19 protein-coding genes and 1 riboswitch are annotated in these 19778 nt (G+C 68.8%); of the genes, 9 read left to right on the plus strand and 10 right to left on the minus strand.

All coding sequences use genetic code 11. From position 1 onward, the window contains the following. Nucleotides 1-163: 163 nt before the first annotated feature. From ABWO17_RS00190 to ABWO17_RS00205, 4 genes are all read right to left on the minus strand, one after another. Complete coding sequence (locus ABWO17_RS00190) at nucleotides 164-1333, minus strand: GGDEF domain-containing protein (RefSeq protein WP_353114884.1); 1170 nt, start codon at nucleotides 1331-1333, stop codon at nucleotides 164-166. Next, on the minus strand, nucleotides 1330-2331 hold the full coding sequence (locus ABWO17_RS00195) for an HD-GYP domain-containing protein (protein WP_502914843.1): 1002 nt from the start codon (nucleotides 2329-2331) through the stop codon (nucleotides 1330-1332). The genes ABWO17_RS00190 and ABWO17_RS00195 overlap by 4 nt, the downstream gene beginning before the upstream one ends. A gap of 294 nt (nucleotides 2332-2625) precedes the next feature. Beyond that, on the minus strand, nucleotides 2626-3012 hold the full coding sequence (locus ABWO17_RS00200) for a Rid family detoxifying hydrolase (protein WP_353114888.1): 387 nt from the start codon (nucleotides 3010-3012) through the stop codon (nucleotides 2626-2628). 225 nt (nucleotides 3013-3237) lie between these two features. Then, a complete protein-coding gene (locus ABWO17_RS00205) occupies nucleotides 3238-3906 on the minus strand; it encodes a hypothetical protein (RefSeq protein WP_353114890.1) in 669 nt (222 codons plus the stop codon). Between the two features lie 205 nt (nucleotides 3907-4111). Between ABWO17_RS00205 and ABWO17_RS00210 the strand changes: the two genes are divergently transcribed. Next, on the plus strand, nucleotides 4112-5524 hold the full coding sequence (locus ABWO17_RS00210; RefSeq protein ID WP_353114892.1) for a sigma 54-interacting transcriptional regulator: 1413 nt from the start codon (nucleotides 4112-4114) through the stop codon (nucleotides 5522-5524). Here the strand turns inward: ABWO17_RS00210 and ABWO17_RS00215 are convergent. Further along, entirely contained in the window at nucleotides 5521-5880 is a 360-nt protein-coding gene (locus ABWO17_RS00215) for a hypothetical protein (protein ID WP_353114894.1), read from the minus strand. The genes ABWO17_RS00210 and ABWO17_RS00215 overlap by 4 nt on opposite strands. Before the next feature lie 181 nt (nucleotides 5881-6061). Between ABWO17_RS00215 and ABWO17_RS00220 the strand changes: the two genes are divergently transcribed. The 8 genes from ABWO17_RS00220 (at nucleotide 6062) to ABWO17_RS00255 (ending at nucleotide 14031) form a co-directional block, all read left to right on the plus strand. Further along, nucleotides 6062-6295 (plus strand): hypothetical protein, encoded by a 234-nt coding sequence (locus ABWO17_RS00220; protein ID WP_353114896.1) that lies wholly within the window; start codon nucleotides 6062-6064, stop codon nucleotides 6293-6295. A 197-nt stretch (nucleotides 6296-6492) separates the two neighbouring features. Next, nucleotides 6493-6924 carry a hypothetical protein gene (locus tag ABWO17_RS00225; protein WP_353114898.1) on the plus strand — a complete coding sequence of 144 codons (432 nt, stop codon included), beginning with the start codon at nucleotides 6493-6495 and terminating at the stop codon, nucleotides 6922-6924. 366 nt (nucleotides 6925-7290) lie between these two features. Next, complete coding sequence (locus ABWO17_RS00230; RefSeq protein WP_353115924.1) at nucleotides 7291-7563, plus strand: hypothetical protein; 273 nt, start codon at nucleotides 7291-7293, stop codon at nucleotides 7561-7563. A gap of 381 nt (nucleotides 7564-7944) precedes the next feature. Beyond that, nucleotides 7945-9249 (plus strand): ABC transporter permease, encoded by a 1305-nt coding sequence (locus ABWO17_RS00235; protein ID WP_353114900.1) that lies wholly within the window; start codon nucleotides 7945-7947, stop codon nucleotides 9247-9249. 1 nt (nucleotide 9250) lies between these two features. Then, complete coding sequence (locus ABWO17_RS00240) at nucleotides 9251-10069, plus strand: ABC transporter ATP-binding protein (protein ID WP_353114902.1); 819 nt, start codon at nucleotides 9251-9253, stop codon at nucleotides 10067-10069. A gap of 1 nt (nucleotide 10070) precedes the next feature. After that, nucleotides 10071-10994, plus strand: coding sequence for an MlaD family protein (locus ABWO17_RS00245; protein WP_353114904.1), 924 nt, complete (start codon nucleotides 10071-10073; stop codon nucleotides 10992-10994). A gap of 50 nt (nucleotides 10995-11044) precedes the next feature. Continuing rightward, entirely contained in the window at nucleotides 11045-11722 is a 678-nt protein-coding gene (locus ABWO17_RS00250; RefSeq protein ID WP_353115926.1) for an ABC-type transport auxiliary lipoprotein family protein, read from the plus strand. A gap of 263 nt (nucleotides 11723-11985) precedes the next feature. Then, nucleotides 11986-14031: a methyl-accepting chemotaxis protein gene (locus ABWO17_RS00255; RefSeq protein ID WP_353114906.1), complete on the plus strand. Its 2046-nt coding sequence runs from the start codon at nucleotides 11986-11988 to the stop codon at nucleotides 14029-14031. Between the two features lie 104 nt (nucleotides 14032-14135). On the opposite strand, the gene cobI is transcribed toward ABWO17_RS00255, so the two are convergent. From cobI to ABWO17_RS00280, 5 genes are all read right to left on the minus strand, one after another. Then, the gene (cobI, locus tag ABWO17_RS00260) at nucleotides 14136-14915 is read right to left on the minus strand and encodes a precorrin-2 C(20)-methyltransferase (protein ID WP_353114908.1); all 780 of its coding nucleotides are present in this window, start codon (nucleotides 14913-14915) and stop codon (nucleotides 14136-14138) included. 96 nt (nucleotides 14916-15011) lie between these two features. After that, nucleotides 15012-16139, minus strand: coding sequence for an ABC transporter substrate-binding protein (locus tag ABWO17_RS00265; protein ID WP_353114910.1), 1128 nt, complete (start codon nucleotides 16137-16139; stop codon nucleotides 15012-15014). Next, the gene (locus tag ABWO17_RS00270) at nucleotides 16132-17145 is read right to left on the minus strand and encodes an ABC transporter ATP-binding protein (RefSeq protein WP_353114912.1); all 1014 of its coding nucleotides are present in this window, start codon (nucleotides 17143-17145) and stop codon (nucleotides 16132-16134) included. The genes ABWO17_RS00265 and ABWO17_RS00270 overlap by 8 nt, the downstream gene beginning before the upstream one ends. Then, a complete protein-coding gene (locus ABWO17_RS00275) occupies nucleotides 17142-18320 on the minus strand; it encodes a FecCD family ABC transporter permease (RefSeq protein WP_353114914.1) in 1179 nt (392 codons plus the stop codon). The genes ABWO17_RS00270 and ABWO17_RS00275 overlap by 4 nt, the downstream gene beginning before the upstream one ends. Beyond that, nucleotides 18320-19300 carry a sirohydrochlorin cobaltochelatase gene (locus ABWO17_RS00280; protein ID WP_353114916.1) on the minus strand — a complete coding sequence of 327 codons (981 nt, stop codon included), beginning with the start codon at nucleotides 19298-19300 and terminating at the stop codon, nucleotides 18320-18322. Before ABWO17_RS00280 ends, ABWO17_RS00275 begins: the two co-directional genes overlap by 1 nt. A 216-nt stretch (nucleotides 19301-19516) precedes the next feature. Continuing rightward, nucleotides 19517-19697, minus strand: a riboswitch (cobalamin riboswitch). Between the last annotated feature and the right edge of the window lie 81 nt (nucleotides 19698-19778).

The following is a 19778-nucleotide window of genomic DNA, read 5'->3' on the forward strand; positions in this document are numbered from 1 at the left end:
CTGCCGATCAACCACGCCGTGTACCAGGCACGCCGCTGACTGTGATCTTGACAAAGCCCCCCGCCGATGCGCGCATCGGCGGGGGGCTTCTGTCTGGGGAAATGGGCGGTGTGCGGGAATGCGCGGTGGGGAGACGTTGTCGCGGAACGGGTTGCCGATCCCCCTACCGCACGGCGATGCCGTCGCCGCCCCGTCGCTTTACCGCGTACACGGCGCCGTCGGCGCGGGCCACCATGGCCTGCACGGCCAGGGGTGCGCCTTCGCCCGCGCTGGCGGCGTTGCCCGCGTCGGTCACCGGGGCCAGTTGGCAGGCGGCGTCGGCGCGGCCCTCGCCCTGCTGGCGGTAGCGGGCAATGCCGATGCTCAGGGTGCAGCCGTGGTTCTGGCACTGGGAGAAGCGGTGGCGGATGCGTTCTGCCACGGCGCGCACGGAATTTTCGTCCGGGCAGGCGAACAGGATGCCGAATTCGTCGCCGCCGATGCGGCAGGGGGTGTCGGTGCCCGCGCGTACCGCCTCTGCGATGACGTCGCCGAGCAGGCGCAGCAGTTCGTCGCCCGCCGCATGCCCGTGGGTGTCGTTGACGGTCTTGAAGCGGTCGCAGTCCACCAGCATCAGGTGAAAGGGCGGTCGCAGCCGGGCATCGGCGGCCAGTTCGGCCAGGCGCCGTTCGAAGTGGCGGCGGTTGAACAGGCCGGTCAGCGCGTCGCGCACGGCCAGTTCCTCCATGTGCCGGGCGCGGCTGTCCGTGGCCTCCAGGCGGGCCATCAGGTGCCGTTCGCGGCTGGCCACCAGGTGGGCCATCCATTCCAGGTTGCGCTTCAGGCGCATCAGGTCGTGCTCGTCCTCCTGCTCGTTGGGCAGCGCCAGCGGGCGGGGCTGGCGCCCTTCGCGCAGGGCCATGCAGAAGGTGTTGATCTCGCGGATGTCGCGCATCAGCACGAAGCGGCAGATCAATCCGGCCATGGGGATGCACAGCACCAGCGCACCGGCCAGGTACAGGGCCACGGCCAGGACCACGTCGTCGAACACCGACAGGGGCAGCGCCCGGGGCAACCCCGGCAGCACGGCGCGGCCCTGCGATTCCAGGTGGTGCAGCAGTATCCCGGCGGGTACCACCACCACCATGAACAGCGCGATGGCCAGCCGGGTGCGGGGGTTCAGCGCATCCACGCCGCGCCAGAAGGCGTCGATGAGGCGGCGCAGCCAGCGGGGCGTGACCAGTCCGGCCAGCCCCACGGAGGAGGTCCGGCCATTGGCGCGGGCGGTATCTGCGGAACCAACAGAGCCAGCGGCACCGGGGGTGCCGACATTGCAGGAAGGGGTGTTGTTCATGCGGGCACCGGGATCAGCAGGCCGCGCAGCGTGGCGCGTCCGTCTTCCCACGTGTCTTCCCATGTGGCGCTCCGTGGGACGGTGGTGTCGTTGCGGCGGGCGGATTCGGCAGTGCCCGCCGCGCCAGGGCCGTTGGGCGTGGCCGCCGGGGCGGCGGATGTTGCGGGCGGCAGGGGGGTGCCGGGGCCAGGGCATGCGCCGGGCGCGGCATCACGCGGTGCCAGGGTGTGGCGGCAGCAACTGGCCACGGCGATGGAGGCAATGCCGCCCAACTCGGATCGTGGCGGATGTGGCGTGCTGAAGGCCTGGTGCAGTTCGTCACGCACGGTCATGAAGGCCCGCACCACGGCGGGGTCGAACTGGCTGCCGGAGCAGCGCAGCAGTTCCGCCTCTGCCTGTTCGAAATGCATGGCCGGTCGGTAGGGGCGGTGCTGGAGCATGGCGGACAGGCTGTCCGCCAGCGCGATGATGCGCGCCCCAAGGGGTATGGCCTCGCCGTGCAGGCCGTGCGGGTAGCCCCGGCCGTCCCACCGTTCGTGGTGGTGCAGGATCATGGCGGCCACGCCTTCGTCGGCAAGGTCCGCCACCGGGCTGACGATGCGCGCGCCAATGACCGGGTGGGCGCGCATGTGTTCCCATTCTTCGGTGGTCAGGGTGCCCGCCTTCAGCAGCACAGCGTCGGGCACGCCGATCTTGCCGATGTCGTGCAAGTGCCCGGCCACGTGCACGCGGTCGGCGTCCGCCGGTGAAAAACCCATGGCCCGCGCCAGCAGAAAGGCGGCCAGGGCCACCTCCTCCGAGTGTGAGCGGGTGTGGGCATCCTTGGCATCTATGGCGTTGCCGAGGGATTCCGCGAACTGGTGCAGCAGGGTGCTCAGCATGGCTCGTCCCCCTTGCTGGCGAAAGCGGGTACTCCCCGACGGTACGCCAGACCGGATATCCGGTCTGGCGCCGCGAAGTTGAAAATCATTCTCATGAGCTGGAGATATCCCCATCATCGGATGAGGTCAATGGGGATGGGCGGGGAGAAACCGCGATTGTCCGGAAAAAGTGGACCGCATCGCACGGGTTGCTCCGAACGCACCGGAGGGCGCCATGGAGCGCCTCAGGAGTGGCCGTGGGGTGTCCATGCGTCCCCATGTCGTGGCGGCGGCGATGGGTGCCCGCGAGCGGGCGGCGGCTGCGGCTGGATGGGGGGCGGAAAGCGGGCGGCGCGCCCGGCAGCCGCCCCGAAGGGCGGACCGGACGCGCCGTGCAGCGTGAACGCGCGGGGATCTGGCCGTATCCTGCCGTTACGGCAGGTCGATGATGGCCTCGATCTCGATGTTCGAACCCAGCGGCAGCGCGGCCACCTGGATGGTGGAGCGCGCCGGGAAGGGCGCGATGAAGAATTCGGCGTAGGCGGCGTTCATGGCCGCGAAGTCGGCCAGGTCGGTGAGGAACACGGTGACCTTGACCACCCGGTCAAGGTCGGCGCCCGCAGCCTGGGCCACGGCCTGCACGTTGCGCAGGCACTGGCGGGCGCGCGCGCCCATGTCGCCTTCCACGAAGGTGCCGGTGGCCGGGTCCACGGGCAACTGGCCGGAAACGAACAGCAGCCCTCCGCAGGCAAGGCCGGGGGAATAGGGGGCGACCGGGGCGGGGGCTCCGGCGGGGATGATGGCGGTGCGTTGGGCCATTGGCGCGCTCCTGCGATGCGGGGTGATGGAATGGTCCCGGCGGCGGGCCGCCGGGTGCACGGGGGACGATGACGCAGCCTAGCCGCGCGGCCGCGTGCTTGTAAAGACATCCGGAGGGATGCGCTCTGGCGGCGACAGGGCGACGACGGGGCGGAGACAGGGCAAATCAGCATCTGGAGGACATCACCGCCGGGAGTTGCGTGGGGTACCCGGCAGTTCCGGTGGCTACTTTTTCCCCTTTCCCTTCCCCTTGCCGTCGTCGGGGTAGTCGTCGCCTCCATGCTTGCCGCCCTTGCTGCTTTTGCCAGCCTTGCTGCCCCTATCACCCTTGTCCTTCACGCCCTTGCCAGATTTGCCGTCCCGGTCACCGTCATCGGCATGTGCGTCCTTGCCTTGGCGGTCTCGGTAATAGTCGCGGTACAGGTCCCGGTCATCATCGCGATTCCAGTTGCCCTTCTTGCCCTTGGAGTGCCCCACCCCCAGCGAGCCGGGGTGTGCGCCAGCCTCCTTGGCCACCTGCCCCCAGCCCATGCCCGATTCGCGCATGGACCGGATGCGCGAGGGCGACATGCCCGATTCGCGCGACAGGTTTTCGATGCGGGTGTCTTCCAGCTTGTATTCTGAGTCGCGCCATTCCCGCTCGTAGCGCGCCATGGAGTCGCGGTCGCCAGAGGAGCGGACCCGGTCGTAGGCGTCACGCGCCCGGTCGGCTTGGCGCATGGCGTCGTCCACGGCACCGATGACGGTGTCCGCGTCGGCTGCGTGCGCCGTGCGGACCACGCCGGGCACAAAGGCAGCGGCCAGCAGCGCCAGTAACAGGGTGGCCGGCAGCAGAAGCTGACGGGCAAACATGGCAGCGGCGGAAGGTTGTCCGGGGAAACAGCGAGAGAACATGCGAACCTCCGAAGGCCTGCGGACAGGCGCGATGGTGCCCAAGCGCCCGCCGTGCCGTATCCGGATTTCTCATTGATGCAGTCTATGAATTCGCGCGGTGAATGTAAAGAATTGCAAATGGCATGTCGGGTCAGACAGGCGGCGTCCTTCGCGGGGGTTGCGCTCCGGCCCGGCTTCCCATAGGCGAAAGGGCAACGAGGACCGCATGAAATACCTGCTCGCCGTCACCCCCCACGAAGACGCCCTGCACGTGCTGCGCGCCAGCTTTTCCGGCGACGTCACGGTCATTCCCTGCCGCACCAGGGCAGAGGCGCTGGCCCAGGCCACCGGGCGCGCGCTGGACATGGTGATGATCGACCTCGGCCTGCTGCTGGAAGGGCGCGAGCCCTCGCGCCGCGTGCTGCACGAGGCGGTGTGGGAGGTGAAGCGCCGGGTGCCTTCCGCCGAGATCATCGTGCTGGCCGAAGCCGATGCCGTGCGCCACGCCGTGGACGCCGTGCAGGCCGGGGCCGGGGGCTACCTGCCGTATCCCCTGCTGGAGGAAGAGGTGCGCCTTGTCGCCCAGAAGCTGCACGAATCCGCGCTGGTGCGGTCGGAACTGGACTACCTGCGCGACCGCAACTGGGCGGGCGATGCGGTGGACATGGCCCACACCAACAGCCCGCGCATGCGCGAGGTGTTCGACAAGGTGCGGCTGGTGGCGGGCACGCGCAGCACCGTCCTGCTCACGGGCGAGACGGGCACCGGCAAGAGCCTCATCGCCCGGCTCATCCACAATCACAGCAACCGGCGCACGCGGCGGTTCATCAGCGTGCATTGCGGGGCCATCCCGGACACGTTGATCGAAAGCGAACTGTTCGGCCACGAGAAGGGCGCCTTCACCGGCGCGGTGCGCAAGAAACCGGGCAAGTTCGAGATAGCCGAGGGCGGCACCATCTTCCTGGACGAAATAGGCACCGTCAGCCAGTCGGCCCAGATCAAGCTGCTGGGCGTGCTGCAGGACCGGGCCTACCAGCGGGTGGGCGGCGAGGCGGTGCTGCGCGCCGACGTGCGCGTCATCGCCGCCACCAACGAGGACCTGGCCGCCCTGTGCGCGCAGGGGCGCTTTCGGCGCGACCTGTACTACCGGCTCAACGTGTTTCCCGTGGACGTGCCGCCCCTGCGCGAACGCAAGGAAGACCTGCTGCTGCTGGCCGAACTGTTCGTGCGCCGCTACAACGCCCAGATGGTCAAGGATATAAGATCCATACATCCGGAGGTCATCGACGCCTTCATGGGCTACGACTGGCCGGGCAACGTGCGCGAACTGGAAAACCTCATCGAGCGGGCCTGCATTCTGGAAAGCGGCACCGTGCTGACGCCGGACAGTTTTCCGGCGGAATTCTTCGGCCCCGGCGGTGGGGGGCGGCTGGCCACGGTGGACACCACCCTGCCCCTGGCCGAGGCGCGCCGCCGTTCGGTGGACGTGTTCGAGCGGGCCTACCTGGAGCGGGCGCTGGCCCAGTGCGGGGGCAGCGTGCAGCGCACCGCCGCGCTGGCCGGGGTGACCACCCGGCAACTGCACAAGCTGATGACCCGGCACGGGTTGCGCAAGGAGGATTACAAGCTGCGCCCCTAGGGAATTTCGGAGTGCCCGGTCATGGTACGCACGCGCCGCGCGCCGATGGTGGAAGATTTTCCACCATCGGCGCGCGGTGTTTTGGGGTGGGTTGCGTAAAAAACAGAATTAAAAGTTCTGTTTTCGTATTTTAAGAACTTTTGGTTCCGTTTGTTGCATGTTTCTTTGTTATACAGTATGTTGCGATAGCAAATTGCAAAATGGAATGGCGGGTTACGTGATGTTTTGCGGTGCGGTGAACGCACAACTCGCAAATGTGGGAACCCAAAGTTCCTGTTTTCAAAGCGCGTATGCAAAAAATCTAGAAAGAGCGCCAACTTGCCGATATGGCGCGGAAAGTGCTCGGCATTGGGCATGGATTCCCGGCACTATCCGACCAAGGGGCGAAGCGGTACGGCTTCCGTTGCCGCCGCACCCCGACGATTCGTTCCCATTCCGAGCGGTGGGCTTCCCGAGGACTCCGGGAAGTCCGCTGATGTCGTGGGCATTGCCGATGCCCGATCGCAGGGTGCGCAGGGGCGGGAGGGTGAATCCCTGATGTCCGTCACCGGGTATGTGCTGCCGGATGCCTGGGGCAAGGATTTCGAGGTGGCCGGAGTGCTCATTGCCGACGACCGCGAGCGCGAGCTGGTGGTGGGCAATGTGGCCGAGCATCCGGCCCTGCTGGATCTGTGTCGCCGCAAGGTGACCGCCACGGGCTGGCTGGCGGCGCGCGACGGGCGGTTGCTGTTCACGGTACGCGACTTCGCGGTGGTGGACGGGGCAGGGTAGGAGTTCCGGGGAATGCCGGGCCGATCGGAAGGCGAGCGGCGGCGTGGCGCAAGAAGCCGGGCGTGGTCGCGTCGACCATGTGGCGGGATGGCCCCATGGGCCGAAGACGGTGGCGTCGTGAATTTCGAGGGGCGTGGATTTTCGGTGCGCACGGATGATGACGCGCACGGACAGGGCGCAAGAAAGAGGGCAGGATCATGAAGGCGCGGATGAAGGAAGGGGTGCGTGGCGGGTTGCGCGTGCGCGGCGGGTTGCGGGCGGTTGTGGCCACGCTGCTGCTGGTGCTGCTGGCGAACGGGATGCTTGCGGGATCGACGGCCCGCGCGGCGGGCATGACCATGGGGCCGGAAACCCCCGAGGTGGTGGTGACCGGCGTGGTGGTGGTCACCGACGACGGCCCGCTGCTGGAAACCATGGACGACCGCATCTTTCTGCTGCGCGGCGTCACCGACCTGGAACTGGACGGGTTGGAAGTGGTGGTGACGGGCGTCGCCAACCAGATCGAGGACGGTTACTTCACCCTTGATGTTACCGGGTATTCGGTGGTTGACGAGGACAACGGGGAATCCGCGCCGCAGGCATCGCACCTGTACGGCGTGGATACCGCTGACCTCGGCAAGCGCATCTAGACGCATCTAAACGCATCTAATCGGAACTGGGCGTAACGGGAGCAGCTGGGCCGCGAATCCCGTCCGGCGGCTTCCGGTCGGCTCGCGCCGGTTTGCCCCGTGCAGGCCGATCCGGTTCCGGCAGGCGCGGAATACCCCCGGCTCGCGGTATGGCACGGGCGAATACGCCATGGCAGCCCCGGAATGCATGCCCGCCGGGGCGCGTACCATATTGAAATAGCGCGTGATTTTTCTGCGGCGAAAAAATTTGCACGTCATTTCCTGCCAAACGCTTGCGTTTTTGGGAAAGGGGTAATATTTCGCAATGTTGTGTGGGTCCGAAAGGCGGACCCTTTCCCGTCCGTGCGAGAGTCATTCGTGAATACTATGGAAGGCATCAAGACTGTTCAGGGGTACATCGTGCCGCTCACCCTGAAGGGGCACGACGACATGGCCGCCAAGGTGGCCGTGGCTGCCGGGGATACCGAGTTCCACATCGTTCCGCGCGGTGCCGGTGCCGACCTTGCGGCGCACATCAATGCCCACGTGGAAGTCGTGGGCACGGTGCGCGAAAGGGATGGCGAGCTGCTGTTGCAGGTGCGCAGCTACAAGCTCACCGACGGCTACGAGCACGAGTGGTACGACGACGACGTGGAATAGCGCCGTCACATCCTGCCCTGGGTAACCGTCGTCAGGTAGCTGCCGTCAGGTAGTCGCCGTCGGATTTTCACATGGTGCGTGCGGGCCCTGGCCGCGCGGCTCTCCGTGCTTGTCGCGCTTTCCGGAGGCGTCCTGCGCCGCCGCATGCCTTCCTTGCCTGCCTTCCGTTTTCCCCTGCTCCCCCCACCCGGATGTGTCCCGCATCGCTTTCGCAGTCGCGTTCGTGGTGACGTCCGTCCTGTCGAACCAGCCCCTCACAGCGCCGACCCCATCCGGCCCCATCCGGCCCCGTCCGGCCCCATCCGGCCCCATCCGAATCGTTCCGGACCGGCCGCGTCCGGTGCCCTTGGCGCGGCCCATGGGGCATGGTAGATTGGTCGCATGCGCGAAACCGCTCCTCCGTTCCGAGAACCTACCCTCAAGGGCGACTACCGGCGTCCCGACCCGGACGCCCACGCCGGGCCGCACGAGCCGCGGCTGGCCTGCACGCCCGCCGCGTCGTGCACGGAGCCCGGCCCGGGCCATGGGACGACCAACGGGCCGGACAATGGGGCGGGTTCCGGCGCGCGCGAACAGGTGCTCACCTTTTCCGGAGTGTGGGACGTGGCCTCCATCGGCCGCATGACCGCCCGGCTGCTGCGCCGTTGTGCCGAGGTGGGTGACACCTGCGCGGTGCAGGACGATGCCTCCGTGGTGCATCTGGACCTGACCGAGGTATCCCGCCTGGACACCGCCGGGGCGCAGCTGTTGTGCCGGGCTGCGGCCAGCATGGCGGCGGCGGGGGCGCACGTGGTGTGGCATGTGCCGGACCCCGGCCAGTCCATGCTGCTGGACCGGGTACGGGCCATCGACATTTCCGCGGTGCCGCGCGCGCGCCGGGTATCCCCGGTGCTGGGCGCGCTGAACGCCATTGGCGCGTCCATCGTCGAGGAACTGGAGCAGGTGCGCGCCATCACGGGCTTTCTGGGCATGTTCCTGGTCTCGCTGGCCGCCGCAGCGGTCAGGCCATGGCGGCTGCGCTGGGTGTCCATCGTGCACCACATGGAGCAGACGGGCATCCAGGCCGTGCCCATCGTGGCCCTGCTGACCTTTCTCATTGGGCTGGTGACCGCGTACATGGGGTCGGAGCAGTTCACCCGCTTCGGCGCGCAGGTGTTCGTGGTGAACCTGATAGAGGTTTCCACCCTGCGCGAGTTGGGCGTGCTGCTGACGGCGCTCATCGTGGCGGGCCGTTCCGGCTCGTCGTTCACCGCCCAGATCGGGGCCATGGTGGCCAACGAAGAGGTGGACGCCATGCGCTCCATGGGGCTGGACCCCATGGAGGTGCTGGTGATTCCCCGCGTGGTGGCCCTGGTGCTGATGCTGCCGGTGCTCACCTTCATTGCCGATTTCATGGGCGTGCTGGGCGGGGGGGTGGCCTCGTGGCTGTCACTGGGCATCTCGCCCGGCGCGTTCGCCGTGCGCTTCCTGGAGATCACCCGGCTGGCCAACTTCGTGACCGGGCTGGTCAAGGCCCCGTTCTTTGCGCTGATCATCGGCATTGTGGGGTGCTTCCAGGGCTTTCGGGTGACCGGCAGCGCGGAATCTGTGGGGCGGTTGACTACCCAGGCGGTGGTGGAATCGATCTTCCTGGTCATCGTGGCCAACGCGGGTTTCGCCATCCTGTTCATGTCGCTGGGGGTGTAGGGTGACGGACACTCCCATAATCTCGCTGCGCGGCATCGCCAACCGCTTCGGCTCGCTGACGGTGCACGAGAACCTGGACCTGGACGTGCGGCCCGGCGAAGTGCTGGGACTCATCGGGGGGTCCGGCTCGGGAAAATCCGTGCTGCTGCGCACCATCCTTGGCCTGCGCCGCCCCCAGGCGGGCGATGTGCGCGTGCTGGGGGTGGACATCACCCATTCCGACGAGAGCGCACGGCGTGCCGTGCGCCGCCAGTGGGGGGTGCTGTTTCAGGACGGGGCGCTGTTCTCGTCGCTGTCGGTCATCGAGAACATCAAGGTGCCCCTGCGCGAATTCACCAACCTGTCGCCCGAAACCATGGACGACGTGGCCGCCCTGAAGCTGCGCATGGTGGGCCTGGCGCCCGAGGCGGCGCTGAAATATCCGTCCGAACTTTCCGGCGGCATGCGCAAGCGCGCGGGGCTTGCCCGTGCCCTGGTCATGGACCCGGCGGTGGTGTTCCTGGACGAACCCACGGCCGGGCTCGACCCCATCGGCGCGGCGTCCTTCGACGCGCTGATCGCGGACCTGCGCGATGCGCTGGGGCTGACCGTGGTCATGGTCACCCACGACCTGGATTCGCTGTATGCCGTGTGCGACCGGGTGGCCGTGCTGGCCGAAAGGCGCATCTACGCCGTGGGGGCCATCGACGAGTTGCTGCGGGTGGACCACCCGTGGCTGCGCGAATATTTCACGGGGCCGCGCGGGCGCGTGGCCGCCGGTGTGGCTGAAGTGTCGGGCCACGCGGGGCATGCCGGGCATGCCCCGGCCCAAGGGAGATGACATGGAGATCAGGGCAAGCTACGTGCTGGTCGGGGTGTTCACGCTCATGGCCGTGGTGGGGGCGCTGGCCTTCATCCTGTGGACGGCCGGGCGCGGCAGCGGCGTGGACCTCGTGCAGTACGACATCAATTTCACCGGGCACGTTTCCGGCCTCAGCGTGGCCAACGACGTGCTGTTCAACGGGGTGAAGGTGGGCTCGGTGAAGGCCATCACCATCAGCCCCACCGACCCTGGCCGGGTCAAGGTGCGCATCGAGATCGCAGCCGATACCCCCGTGCGCGAAGACTCCATGGCCTCGCTGGAGGCGCGCGGCATTACCGGCGTGACCGTGGTGCAGATTTCCGGCGGCACGGCCACAAGCCCGCTGCTCAAGGCGAGCCCCGGCGAAGAGGTGGCGGTGATTCCCGCCCAGCTTTCGCGGCTGGAGGCCCTGTTCGCCGGGTTGCCCGCCGTGGTTTCCGACAGCCGCGAACTTGTCCAGCGCATCGCGGGCATGGCCGACGACGAGAACCGCCGGGCGCTGGCGCAGACCCTGCAATCGCTGGACGTGCTCACCGCGCGGCTGGCCGCGCGGGCCGACACCATGGACCGCATCATCGGCAACCTGGACGTGACCACCCGGCGCCTGGCCAACGCATCCGCCGGGCTGGAAGGGGCCACCGGCGATGTGCGCGACTACCTGCGCACCGACCTGCGCGATTCCACCCGCGCCGTGGGCGACATGGCCCGGCGCATGGACGGCATGGTGGCCCGCGCCGAGCCCGGCGTGGCCAAATTCACGGGCGAGGGGCTGGAAGACATGCGCCGCCTGCTGGCCGAGGCGCGTCAGTTGATGGCCACGCTGGATCGGCTGGCCCACAAGGTGGAAAGCGACCCCCGCCGCTTCCTGTTCGGCAACCCCGTACCGGAGTATGATGCCCGATGATGCCCGCCACCTTCCCGTGCCCGCCGGTTTCGTGCGTGTTCCCGCCGTGCATGTCCCTTTTGCGCGCATTCGTTGCGGGCGTGTTCCGCTCCGCGCGTCGGGGGCAGTGGCTGTGGCTGCCGCTGCTTGGCCTGCTGCTGGCGGTGCTGCCCGGCTGCGCCCGTGTGCTGGACCCCGGCCCCGCACCCACCCACCTGTTGCTGTCCCCCGCCATGCCCGGCCCGGGCGCGGGCGGTCCCATCCATCTGCAACTGGCCGTGTCCCTGCCGGAAACCAGCCGCATGCTGGATACCGACCGCATCGTGCTGGTGCTGGGGGGCGCGACCGGGCGCGAGGTGCGCCAGTACGCCGAGGCCAAGTGGACCAGCCCCGCCCCCCGCCTGGTGCAGCGGCTGCTGGTGGAAGCCTTTGAACGCAACGGACGGCTGGACGGCGCGGCAGAGGAATCGGCGGGCATCTACCCCGACTACCGGCTGATGACCGACCTGCGCCGCTTCAACACCCGCATGGGCGAGGGGGCCGCGCCCCTGATCGAGGTGGAATTGGCCCTGCGCCTGGTGGACCTGAAGACCGGGCGCATCGTGGCCTTTACGGCCATCGGGCGCGACTGCCCCGCCGCAGGGTCCGCCCTGACGCAGGTGGCCGCAGCCTTCGAGACGGCCATGGGCGACGTGCTGGCGCGGGCCACCGCCTGGAGCCTTGAGGCCATGGCTGCCGCACGTTCCTGACGCGGTGCCCGGCCGGGCGGTTTCCGCCGTTTCCGCACCGGGTCGGGATGCCGTGGCTGCCGACCTTTCCGGTTTTTCCGCCGTTGTATTCCCTCTCCATCTCCGCATGTCATCGGGGCCGGGCGTGTCCGGCCCCGTTCCTTTTCCCGCGCGGTATTTTTTGCGGCGTGGGACTATCGCCAATATGGACAGCGTGCTACGCTTGCACCCTCTGGTTTTGCTGTGCCGCTCTCGGGGGAGGGCTGCAACAGGCGAGGTGGTCCATGGGCTGGAATCTTCGCAACCGTTTCCTCGTGCCGACGCTGGGGCTGGTGCTCGTCGGCATGGTCGTGTCCTCGTGGCTGTCGTACTCCGTGTCGGAAGACGCCTTGCATCAGGCCATCAATGCCCAGTCGGAAATGATGGTGCGCGCCGCCATGGGTGAACTGGGCAGGCGCGTGCAGGACCAGCGCGATGACATCGCCACCCAGGCCACCCGCAACGTTCTGCTCGACGTGCTGCGCGTGCCCCCCGGTGGCGACAAGGCCGCTGCGGTGCGGCGCGCCAACGAGGCCCTGCGCCAGGTGGTGGCCACCTATGACGTGTATCAGGTGGTCAACGTGCTGGGGCCGGACGGCATCGTGGCGGCCAGCAACCTGGACGAATCCGTGGGCAAGGAGAACCGCGCCAGCCGCGACTACTTCAAGCGCGGCATGCAGGGCGAGGCCACCGTGTCCGAGCCGCTCATGAGCATGACCACCAACACACCGGTTGTCGTGGTGGCCGCGCCCCTCAAGGTGGACGGCAAGGTGGCGGGCGTGGTCTACGGTTCGGTGGATCTTGGCAGGTACGCCAAGGAATTCATCAATCCCATTAAGATCGGCAAGACCGGCTACGCCTTTCTGGTGGCGGGCAGCGGCAAGCTCATCGCCCACCCCGATCCTTCGCTGATCCTCAAGACCGACATCAGCGAACTGGACTGGGGCAAGAAGGTGCTGGCCCAGCGTACGGGCAGCATCGCCTATCCGTGGCAGGGAATTACCAAGTACGCGTACTTCGCGGAAGAACCATCCACGAAGTGGATCATGTGCGTTACCGTGGACGAAAGCGACGTCAGCGACCCGGTGGCCGCCATCCGCAACGTGAGCGTGGCCGCCACAACGATCATCTTGCTTCTGGTGGGCACGGTGATCTTTTTCATCGTGCGCAACATCGTGAACGCGCTGGGCAAGGGCGTGGAATTTGCCAGCGCCGTGGCAGAGGGCGACCTGTCGCGGCAGTTGGACGTGGCCCGGTCCGACGAGATAGGCACGCTGGCCAATGCCCTGCGCACCATGGTGGACCGGCTGAAGGACATGATCGCCACCTCGGAGCAGAAAACCCGCGAGGCCGAGGAGCAGGGGGCGCAGGCCCGACGCGCCATGGCCGAGGCCGAGACAGCCCGCGCCGAGGCGGAACGCGCCAAGAGCGAGGGCATGCAGCAGGCCGCCGCGCGGCTGGAGGTCATCGTGGACCGGGTGGGATCCGCATCCGAGGAACTGGCCGCCCAGATCGAGCAGGCCAGCCGGGGTGCCGACGTGCAGCGGGAACGCACGGGCGAGACCGCCACGGCCATGGAGGAGATGAATTCCACGGTCATGGAGGTGGCCCGCAACGCCTCGTCTGCCGCCGACAATGCGGAAAAGGCCCGCCGCCAGGCGGAAGACGGCGAGGGCATCGTGCATTCGGTGGTGGAGGCCATAGAGGACGTCAACGACAAGACCGCCCTGCTGCGGGGCAGCCTGCACGAACTGGGCGACCGGGCCGAGTCCATCGGGCAGATTCTGAACGTGATCAGCGACATTGCCGACCAGACCAACCTGCTGGCGCTGAATGCCGCCATCGAGGCGGCGCGGGCAGGCGATGCCGGGCGCGGCTTTGCCGTGGTGGCCGACGAGGTGCGCAAGCTGGCGGAAAAGACCATGAACGCCACCCGAGAGGTGGGCGATGCCGTGCGGGCCATCCAGGGCTCATCGCGCGAGAACGTGCGGGGCATGGAAGAAGCGTCCATGTCCGTGGGCCGCAGCACCGAGCTTGCCACCATGGCCGGGGATGCGCTGCGGGTGATTGTGGACGTGGTGCAGGAAACCGCCGACCGGGTGCGGGCCATTGCCACGGCGGCGGAGGAGCAGTCCGCGGCCAGCGAGGAAATCAACCGGGGCACGGACGAGGTGAACCGCATCGCGGCGGAGACGGCCGAGGTCATGGGGCAGTCGTCCCAGGCCGTGGCCGAGTTGGCCCGCATGGGGCAGGAACTGCAGCAGTTGGTGGAGCAGCTGAAGCGGGGGTAGGCGGCGCGCTGCGCCTTATATATTGATGCAAAGGGACGGGCCGTCCGGCTATGCCGGGCGGCCCGTTGACGTTCATGGCGGATTGGGGGGGGAGTCGGGAAAGGCTATGCCTCGCCGGTATCGTCCCCGGAATCGGCACCGGTGCGGGCCTTGGGCACCAGCAGCAGGGTCAGGTAGTGCGGCGCGTCCGGGGCATCGGCCAGGGTAGGGGATATGACTTCGCCCGGCAGCCCCAGGCGCGAGACGAACACCGCCTGTTCCGCCGCGCCCTGGTCAGTCAGCACCCGGCGGATTTCCGGAAACTTGCGGTACGCCTTCAGGATCACCACGTTGTCCGCGCCCGCCACGTCGGCGGCCAGTTTGTCCGTGCCGTTTACGCCGGGCACCAGCAGCAGGGTTTCGTCCGCCTCGCACAGGATGGTGCGGGTGCGGGCGGCCGCCGCCTGGTACGAGGTGACGCCCGGCACCACCTGCACCGCGTCTTGGGGCAGGTCCGGGGCCACCCGGCGCAGGGTGCGCAGCAGGTAGCCGAAGGTGGAATAGATCAGCGGGTCGCCCAGAGTCAGGAAGGCGGCGTCCTCGCCCTTGCGCAGGGTGTCGGCCACGGCGTGGGCGTTGGCCTCCCACGCGGCGGCCAGGGCTGCCTTGTCGCGGGTCATGGGAAAGCCCAGCGTCTCTATGCGTACGTCGGCGGGCAGATGGGGCCGGGCAATGTCCAGCGCCACCGAGTAGTCGTTGCGCGTGGATGCGGCGGCGAACACCACGTGCACCCGCGACAGGGCGTTGACGGCGCGCAGGGTCAGCAGGTCCGGTTCGCCGGGGCCGACGCCGATGCCGAACAGGGTGCCGCAGGCGGGCCGGGAAGTATCGTGGAAGGCGGGCATGAAAAACCTCTTGGGGCTATGCGCGGTCGGTCCGTGTCCGGCAAGCCGTGGGGCAAGCCTGGGGCAGGACAACCATGGGGTTCAGGGGACGGCCTGTCAGGGGATGATTTTTTGCCCGGGGATGTTCTTTCCGGGGGAAGGGGGCGTGGCCGGGGTGGTGCCCCATACATCGGGGTGCAGGTACCGGGCAAGTTCCTCTGCCGCGTCCACGGCGCGGGGGCCGGGGCGGGAGTAGCGCGCCTCGTCCACTTCACGCACGTGGCCGTTCCGGACGGCGGACAGGACTGCGTAGTGGGAACGCGTGGCGGGTGGTTCCGGCTCCGGGTTCATGGGGCCGCGTTGCAGCAGGTACACATCGGGGTTCAGGCGCAGCAGTTCCTCTTCGCTCAGGCGGGTCACCCGGCCTTCGGCGGTGACGCAGTTGCGGCCGCCCGCACGGGCGATGATGTCGGTGACGATGGAATCGGTTCCGGCGGCCAGCAGGTTGGGGTGGCGCACTTCGAAAAACACCGAGGGGCGGGGACGGCCCGCCACCCGCGCTGCCACCGCGTCCAGTCGGGCGCGCAGGGCCGCTTCCAGCGTGGCGGCTCGCTGCGGCTCGCCGGTCAGGGTGCCCACCCGGCGCAGCACGCCGAACAATTCCTCGAACGATCCCACGCGGAACACCGCCACGGGAATGCCCAGGGCGCGCAGGCCTTCCACGGCCTCGCCCGCCTCGCGGCGGCCCTCCATCTGCAACACCAGGTCCGGGGCCACGGCGGCCACCATTTCCGGGCTGGGCCGCATGTGTGTGCCGATGACCGGCAACTGGCGAATGGCTGCGGGTTCCTCGTCGGCGGCGGTGCGCGCTGCTATGCGGTCGGTCAGGTTCATGGCTGCCAGCAGTTCGTTGAACGCCCCGTACAGGGCCACGATGCGTCGGGCAGGGTGGGGCAGGCGCACCTGGCGCCCGGTGTCGTCGGTGATGGAGACCGGCCCGTCTGCCTGTTCTGCAGGCAGACCGGCAGGCAGACCGGCAGCCAGACCAGCAAGCAGACCGGCAGGCTGCGCGTCCGTCTGCCTGTCCGGCTGCACGGCACGGGCAACGGTGGGGGCGGTAACGCTGATGGCCAGTGCGGCCAGCAGGAGCAGAACCAGGTGCAGCGCCGGGCATGGGCGAGGGATGGGCGTTGCCGCCGCCTTCGTGGTGGGCTGGTGAGTGACGGAGTGCATGCTGTCAGTCATCCTGTGCTCCCGTGGCAAGGGGAGGGGCCTGCCCGGCGATTTCGGATGTGCCGGGGCGCGTTGCGGGTGTCGCGGGGCGGGACTGCGCCTGTCCGGAAACGTCGGACAGCGGCGGTGCAGATTCCGAAAGTTGTGCATCTTGCAGATGTTGCGAGTGCTTGCAATCTTTCGCGTCTGCCACTGTCCCCCCCGTGGAGGTCGCGGGCAGCCCCATGAGCCTGTCCGTCCGGAATGCCCCCGGCACGTAGCAGGCCTGGGGAGCGCCGGTGATCGGGTGGGGCTGCACCGTCACGGGGGTCTCGTACACCTCGGACAGCACGGCGGCGGTGAAGGTGCGCTCCACCGGGCCATCTTCCACCACGTGGCCATGTTTCAGGAATATCAGGCGGGTACAGTACAAGGCGGCCAGGTTCAGGTCGTGCACGGCAGCCATGACGCGTGCCCCGGCCCGGTGGCGGGCGTGCAGCAGATCCAGGATGTCCAGGGCGCGGGCCACGTCCAGCCCTGCGGTGGCCTCGTCCAGCAACAGGGTGTCCGCACCCTGGGCCAGCGCGCGGGCCAGCAGCACCCGTTGCAGTTCACCCCCGGACAGGGTGCGCGCGCCGCGCGCCGCAAGATGGGCGCAGCCGGTATCGCGCAGGGCGGCCAGCGCGGCGGCGTGGTCGTCCGGGCCGTAGCCGCCCAGCAGGGTGGTGTGCGGGTAGCGTCCCATGAGCACCAGCGACAGGGCGTCCAGGTCGGGAATGTGTTCCGGGCGTTGCGGCACGGCGGCGATGCGCCGGGCGCGCTCGCGCGGGCGCAGGCGGTGCAGGGGGGCGCCGTCCAGGGTCACCGTGCCGGAGCGCGGGGCCAGCACGCCGGACAGCACCAGCAGCAGGGTGGTCTTGCCGCTGCCGTTGGGTCCAAGCAGCCCCACCAGTTCGCCGGGTGCCACGGACAGGGAAACGCCGCGCAGCACGTCGTCCGCATCGCCGTATCCGGCATGCAGGCGGGAAAGTTCGATCATGACGTGCTCTCCGCCGGGCCCGCCGTCCGGACAGCCGTGCCGCGTTCGCCGCGAACCAGCAGCAGGCAGAAGAAGGGGCCGCCCAGCAGTGCCGTGACCACGCCCACCGGCAGTTCCGCCCCGCCGGGCAACAGGGTGCGGGCCAGCACGTCGGCCCAGGCCAGCAGCACGCCGCCCCCGAACCATCCCGTTGTCAGCAGCGGCCCGTGCGCCGCGCCCAGGCGCATCCGCGCCAGGTGCGGCACCACCAGCCCCACGAAACCGATGACCCCGCTTACCGCCACGCACCCCGCCGTGATCAGGCTGGCGCCCACCAGCAGTTGCAGGCGCACGCGGGCCGTATCCATGCCCAGCTGCCTGGCCTGCACGTCGCCCAGGGCCAGGATGTCCAGTTCGCGAAAGCGCGGCAGCACCAGCAGCAGGCCCAGCGCCAGCCACGGCAGCAGCACCGCCACGTGCGACCAGCCGCGACCTTGCAGGCTGCCCATGATCCAGAACACGATGCTGGAGACGGATTCCTCGTCCAGCGCCTTGACCAGCGATACCAGCGCCGAGAGCACGGTGGACACCACAACCCCGGCCAGCACCACGGTTTCGCGGCGAAAGCTGCCGCCGCCCGCAGCGCCGCCCAGCAGCAGCACCGCGCCCAGCGAGGCCAGCGCCCCGGCCAGGGCGGCCAAAGGCAACAATGCCTGCGGCGAAAGCGCCGCGAATGCGGGCAGATGCAGGGCCAGCCACGCGGCCAGCGGACCGATGCCCAGGGTCAGCGCCAGCGATGCGCCGAATGCCGCCCCGCCGGATACCCCCAGGGTGAAGGGATCGGCCAGCGGGTTGCGCAGCACCCCCTGGAACACCGTGCCCGCCACGGCCAGCCCGCCGCCCGCCAGCAGGGCCAGACAGACGCGGGCCAGGCGGATGCGGGTAACCACCAGCATGTGGGTAGCGTCGGGCGCGCTGCCCGCCATGTCCGTGAACGCACCCGGCAGCGCCAGTTCGCCCAGCGCGCGCAGCACGTCGTCCACGACGATATGGAACGGCCCGAACAGGCAGGCCAGCACCACCGTGGCCGCCCAGCACAGGGCGGCCAGCAGGATGCAGCGAAGGACGCGGCGGGGCCGCGCGGCCCCGGTCCATGCCTGTTGCGGCGCGGACCGGGGCACGGAGGCATTGTGCATTAGTGGTCCAGTTGTTTCAGGGCGGCATCCAGGTGGCGCAGCCAGATGGCCACCACCGGCTCGGCGGATGCGGTGCCGCGCAGCACCGGGCGCGGGGTGATGCCCCGTTCGCGCAGCAGCGAGGCCAGCGATTCCGGATCGTCGCCCGCCATGTCGTTGTGGGCGTGGTCGCCCGCCACGGACATCATGGGCACCAGCCACGCGGTGCGCACCTTGCGGGCGGCCAGGGCCGCGGTCACGTCGTCGAACGAGGGCGAGCCCTCCACCACGCTGATGAAGAACAGCGGGTCGACCTTGCTCAGGTAGTACTGCATGGCCGGGTAGCCGAGCGCGGCGGGGTGGTGCGGGTTGCCGTGGCCCATGAAGATCACGGCATCACCGGGCTTGCGTTCCTTGGGCAGCAGCGACTTCAGGGCCACGGCCAGCGATTCGGCGTCGTCGGTGGAACCCAGCAACGGCAGGCCCACGGTGATGCGGGTCAGCCCCTTGGGCAGGCCTTCCATGGCCTTGGCAGTGGCCATCAGGCCGTGGAATTCCGCACCGGTAATGGTGTGGAACGACTGAACCGCCACATGGGTGAAGCCTTCTTCGGCCATGTTGGCCAGCGCCTGCTGGGGCGAGGCGGCGGGCTTGCCTTCGTTGATCAGCGAGGCGCGGGCCTGCCGGGCCGTCCATGCCCAGCGGATTTCGGCGTCGGGGTGGGCGGCGCGCACCAGCCGTTCGATGTTGGCCAGTGCGGGCCGGGCTTCTTCCACCGTGGTGCCGAAGGCCACCAGCAGGATGCCGTCCTTGCGGGGGGCTTCATCGCCGTGACCGGCCAGGGCGGCGCCAGGCAGGACCAGACACAGGGCCAGCAGCAGGGCCGTCAGCACCGGCAGGGGAAGGACGCGGGACAGCGGACGGAAAAAGACGGAGGGGACGCGGGCGCACGAAAAGACACCCCGCCGCAGGGCGGGCATACCGAAAGGCACGAGAAGCATGGGAACCTCCGAAGGAGGCAGGCGGGCAATTGGCGAGGCGGCGGCACGCAAGGGGGCGCCCGGCACGGCCCAAGACATCCGGCAGGTCCTTGCTGGTGTGGCGGGCGCGGTTGACGCGACTGCCACGGCGGACACGGCGTGTGGTTGGGAAGGCACGGGCGCGCGAAACGTGGCCGCCGGTCCCGGAAGGGCAAAAGCCCCGTTGCCTTCCGGGCATGGTCGATGACGCGTCAGGCAGGTCTTCCGGCTTGCCCGACCTGCTCCGGCCTTCCCGGACCGTGGTCCAGTGGCGCTCTGGGGAGCAGGCGTTCTCGCGGGCTTACGGCGGCGGGTCCGCTCCCGATTCACACGGGATTCCCTATCAAGTCCGATGGACACCTGAAGACCCATGGATAGGCCCCGTGCGGCGGGACTGTCAAGCAACAGGGGCGGCCGGGTGGCGGGTGCGCGTGCGTGGGGCACGATGAGACAGGCTTTG

This window comes from Nitratidesulfovibrio sp. (assembly GCF_040373385.1).
Lineage (GTDB): Bacteria > Desulfobacterota > Desulfovibrionia > Desulfovibrionales > Desulfovibrionaceae > Cupidesulfovibrio.

Coding starts and splice junctions, on each gene's coding strand:
- ABWO17_RS00275 (WP_353114914.1), bottom strand. CDS start 18,320: ATGCACAATGCCTCCGTGCCCCGGTCCGCGCCGCAACAGGCATGGACC.
- ABWO17_RS00200 (WP_353114888.1), bottom strand. CDS start 3,012: ATGGCCCAACGCACCGCCATCATCCCCGCCGGAGCCCCCGCCCCGGTC.
- ABWO17_RS00225 (WP_353114898.1), top strand. CDS start 6,493: ATGAAGGCGCGGATGAAGGAAGGGGTGCGTGGCGGGTTGCGCGTGCGC.
- ABWO17_RS00280 (WP_353114916.1), bottom strand. CDS start 19,300: ATGCTTCTCGTGCCTTTCGGTATGCCCGCCCTGCGGCGGGGTGTCTTT.
- ABWO17_RS00215 (WP_353114894.1), bottom strand. CDS start 5,880: ATGCCCAATGCCGAGCACTTTCCGCGCCATATCGGCAAGTTGGCGCTC.
- ABWO17_RS00205 (WP_353114890.1), bottom strand. CDS start 3,906: ATGTTCTCTCGCTGTTTCCCCGGACAACCTTCCGCCGCTGCCATGTTT.
- cobI (WP_353114908.1), bottom strand. CDS start 14,915: ATGCCCGCCTTCCACGATACTTCCCGGCCCGCCTGCGGCACCCTGTTC.
- ABWO17_RS00230 (WP_353115924.1), top strand. CDS start 7,291: ATGGAAGGCATCAAGACTGTTCAGGGGTACATCGTGCCGCTCACCCTG.
- ABWO17_RS00255 (WP_353114906.1), top strand. CDS start 11,986: ATGGGCTGGAATCTTCGCAACCGTTTCCTCGTGCCGACGCTGGGGCTG.
- ABWO17_RS00195 (WP_502914843.1), bottom strand. CDS start 2,331: ATGATGGGGATATCTCCAGCTCATGAGAATGATTTTCAACTTCGCGGC.
- ABWO17_RS00270 (WP_353114912.1), bottom strand. CDS start 17,145: ATGATCGAACTTTCCCGCCTGCATGCCGGATACGGCGATGCGGACGAC.
- ABWO17_RS00220 (WP_353114896.1), top strand. CDS start 6,062: ATGTCCGTCACCGGGTATGTGCTGCCGGATGCCTGGGGCAAGGATTTC.
- ABWO17_RS00210 (WP_353114892.1), top strand. CDS start 4,112: ATGAAATACCTGCTCGCCGTCACCCCCCACGAAGACGCCCTGCACGTG.
- ABWO17_RS00245 (WP_353114904.1), top strand. CDS start 10,071: ATGGAGATCAGGGCAAGCTACGTGCTGGTCGGGGTGTTCACGCTCATG.
- ABWO17_RS00235 (WP_353114900.1), top strand. CDS start 7,945: ATGCGCGAAACCGCTCCTCCGTTCCGAGAACCTACCCTCAAGGGCGAC.
- ABWO17_RS00250 (WP_353115926.1), top strand. CDS start 11,045: ATGTCCCTTTTGCGCGCATTCGTTGCGGGCGTGTTCCGCTCCGCGCGT.
- ABWO17_RS00265 (WP_353114910.1), bottom strand. CDS start 16,139: ATGACTGACAGCATGCACTCCGTCACTCACCAGCCCACCACGAAGGCG.
- ABWO17_RS00190 (WP_353114884.1), bottom strand. CDS start 1,333: ATGAACAACACCCCTTCCTGCAATGTCGGCACCCCCGGTGCCGCTGGC.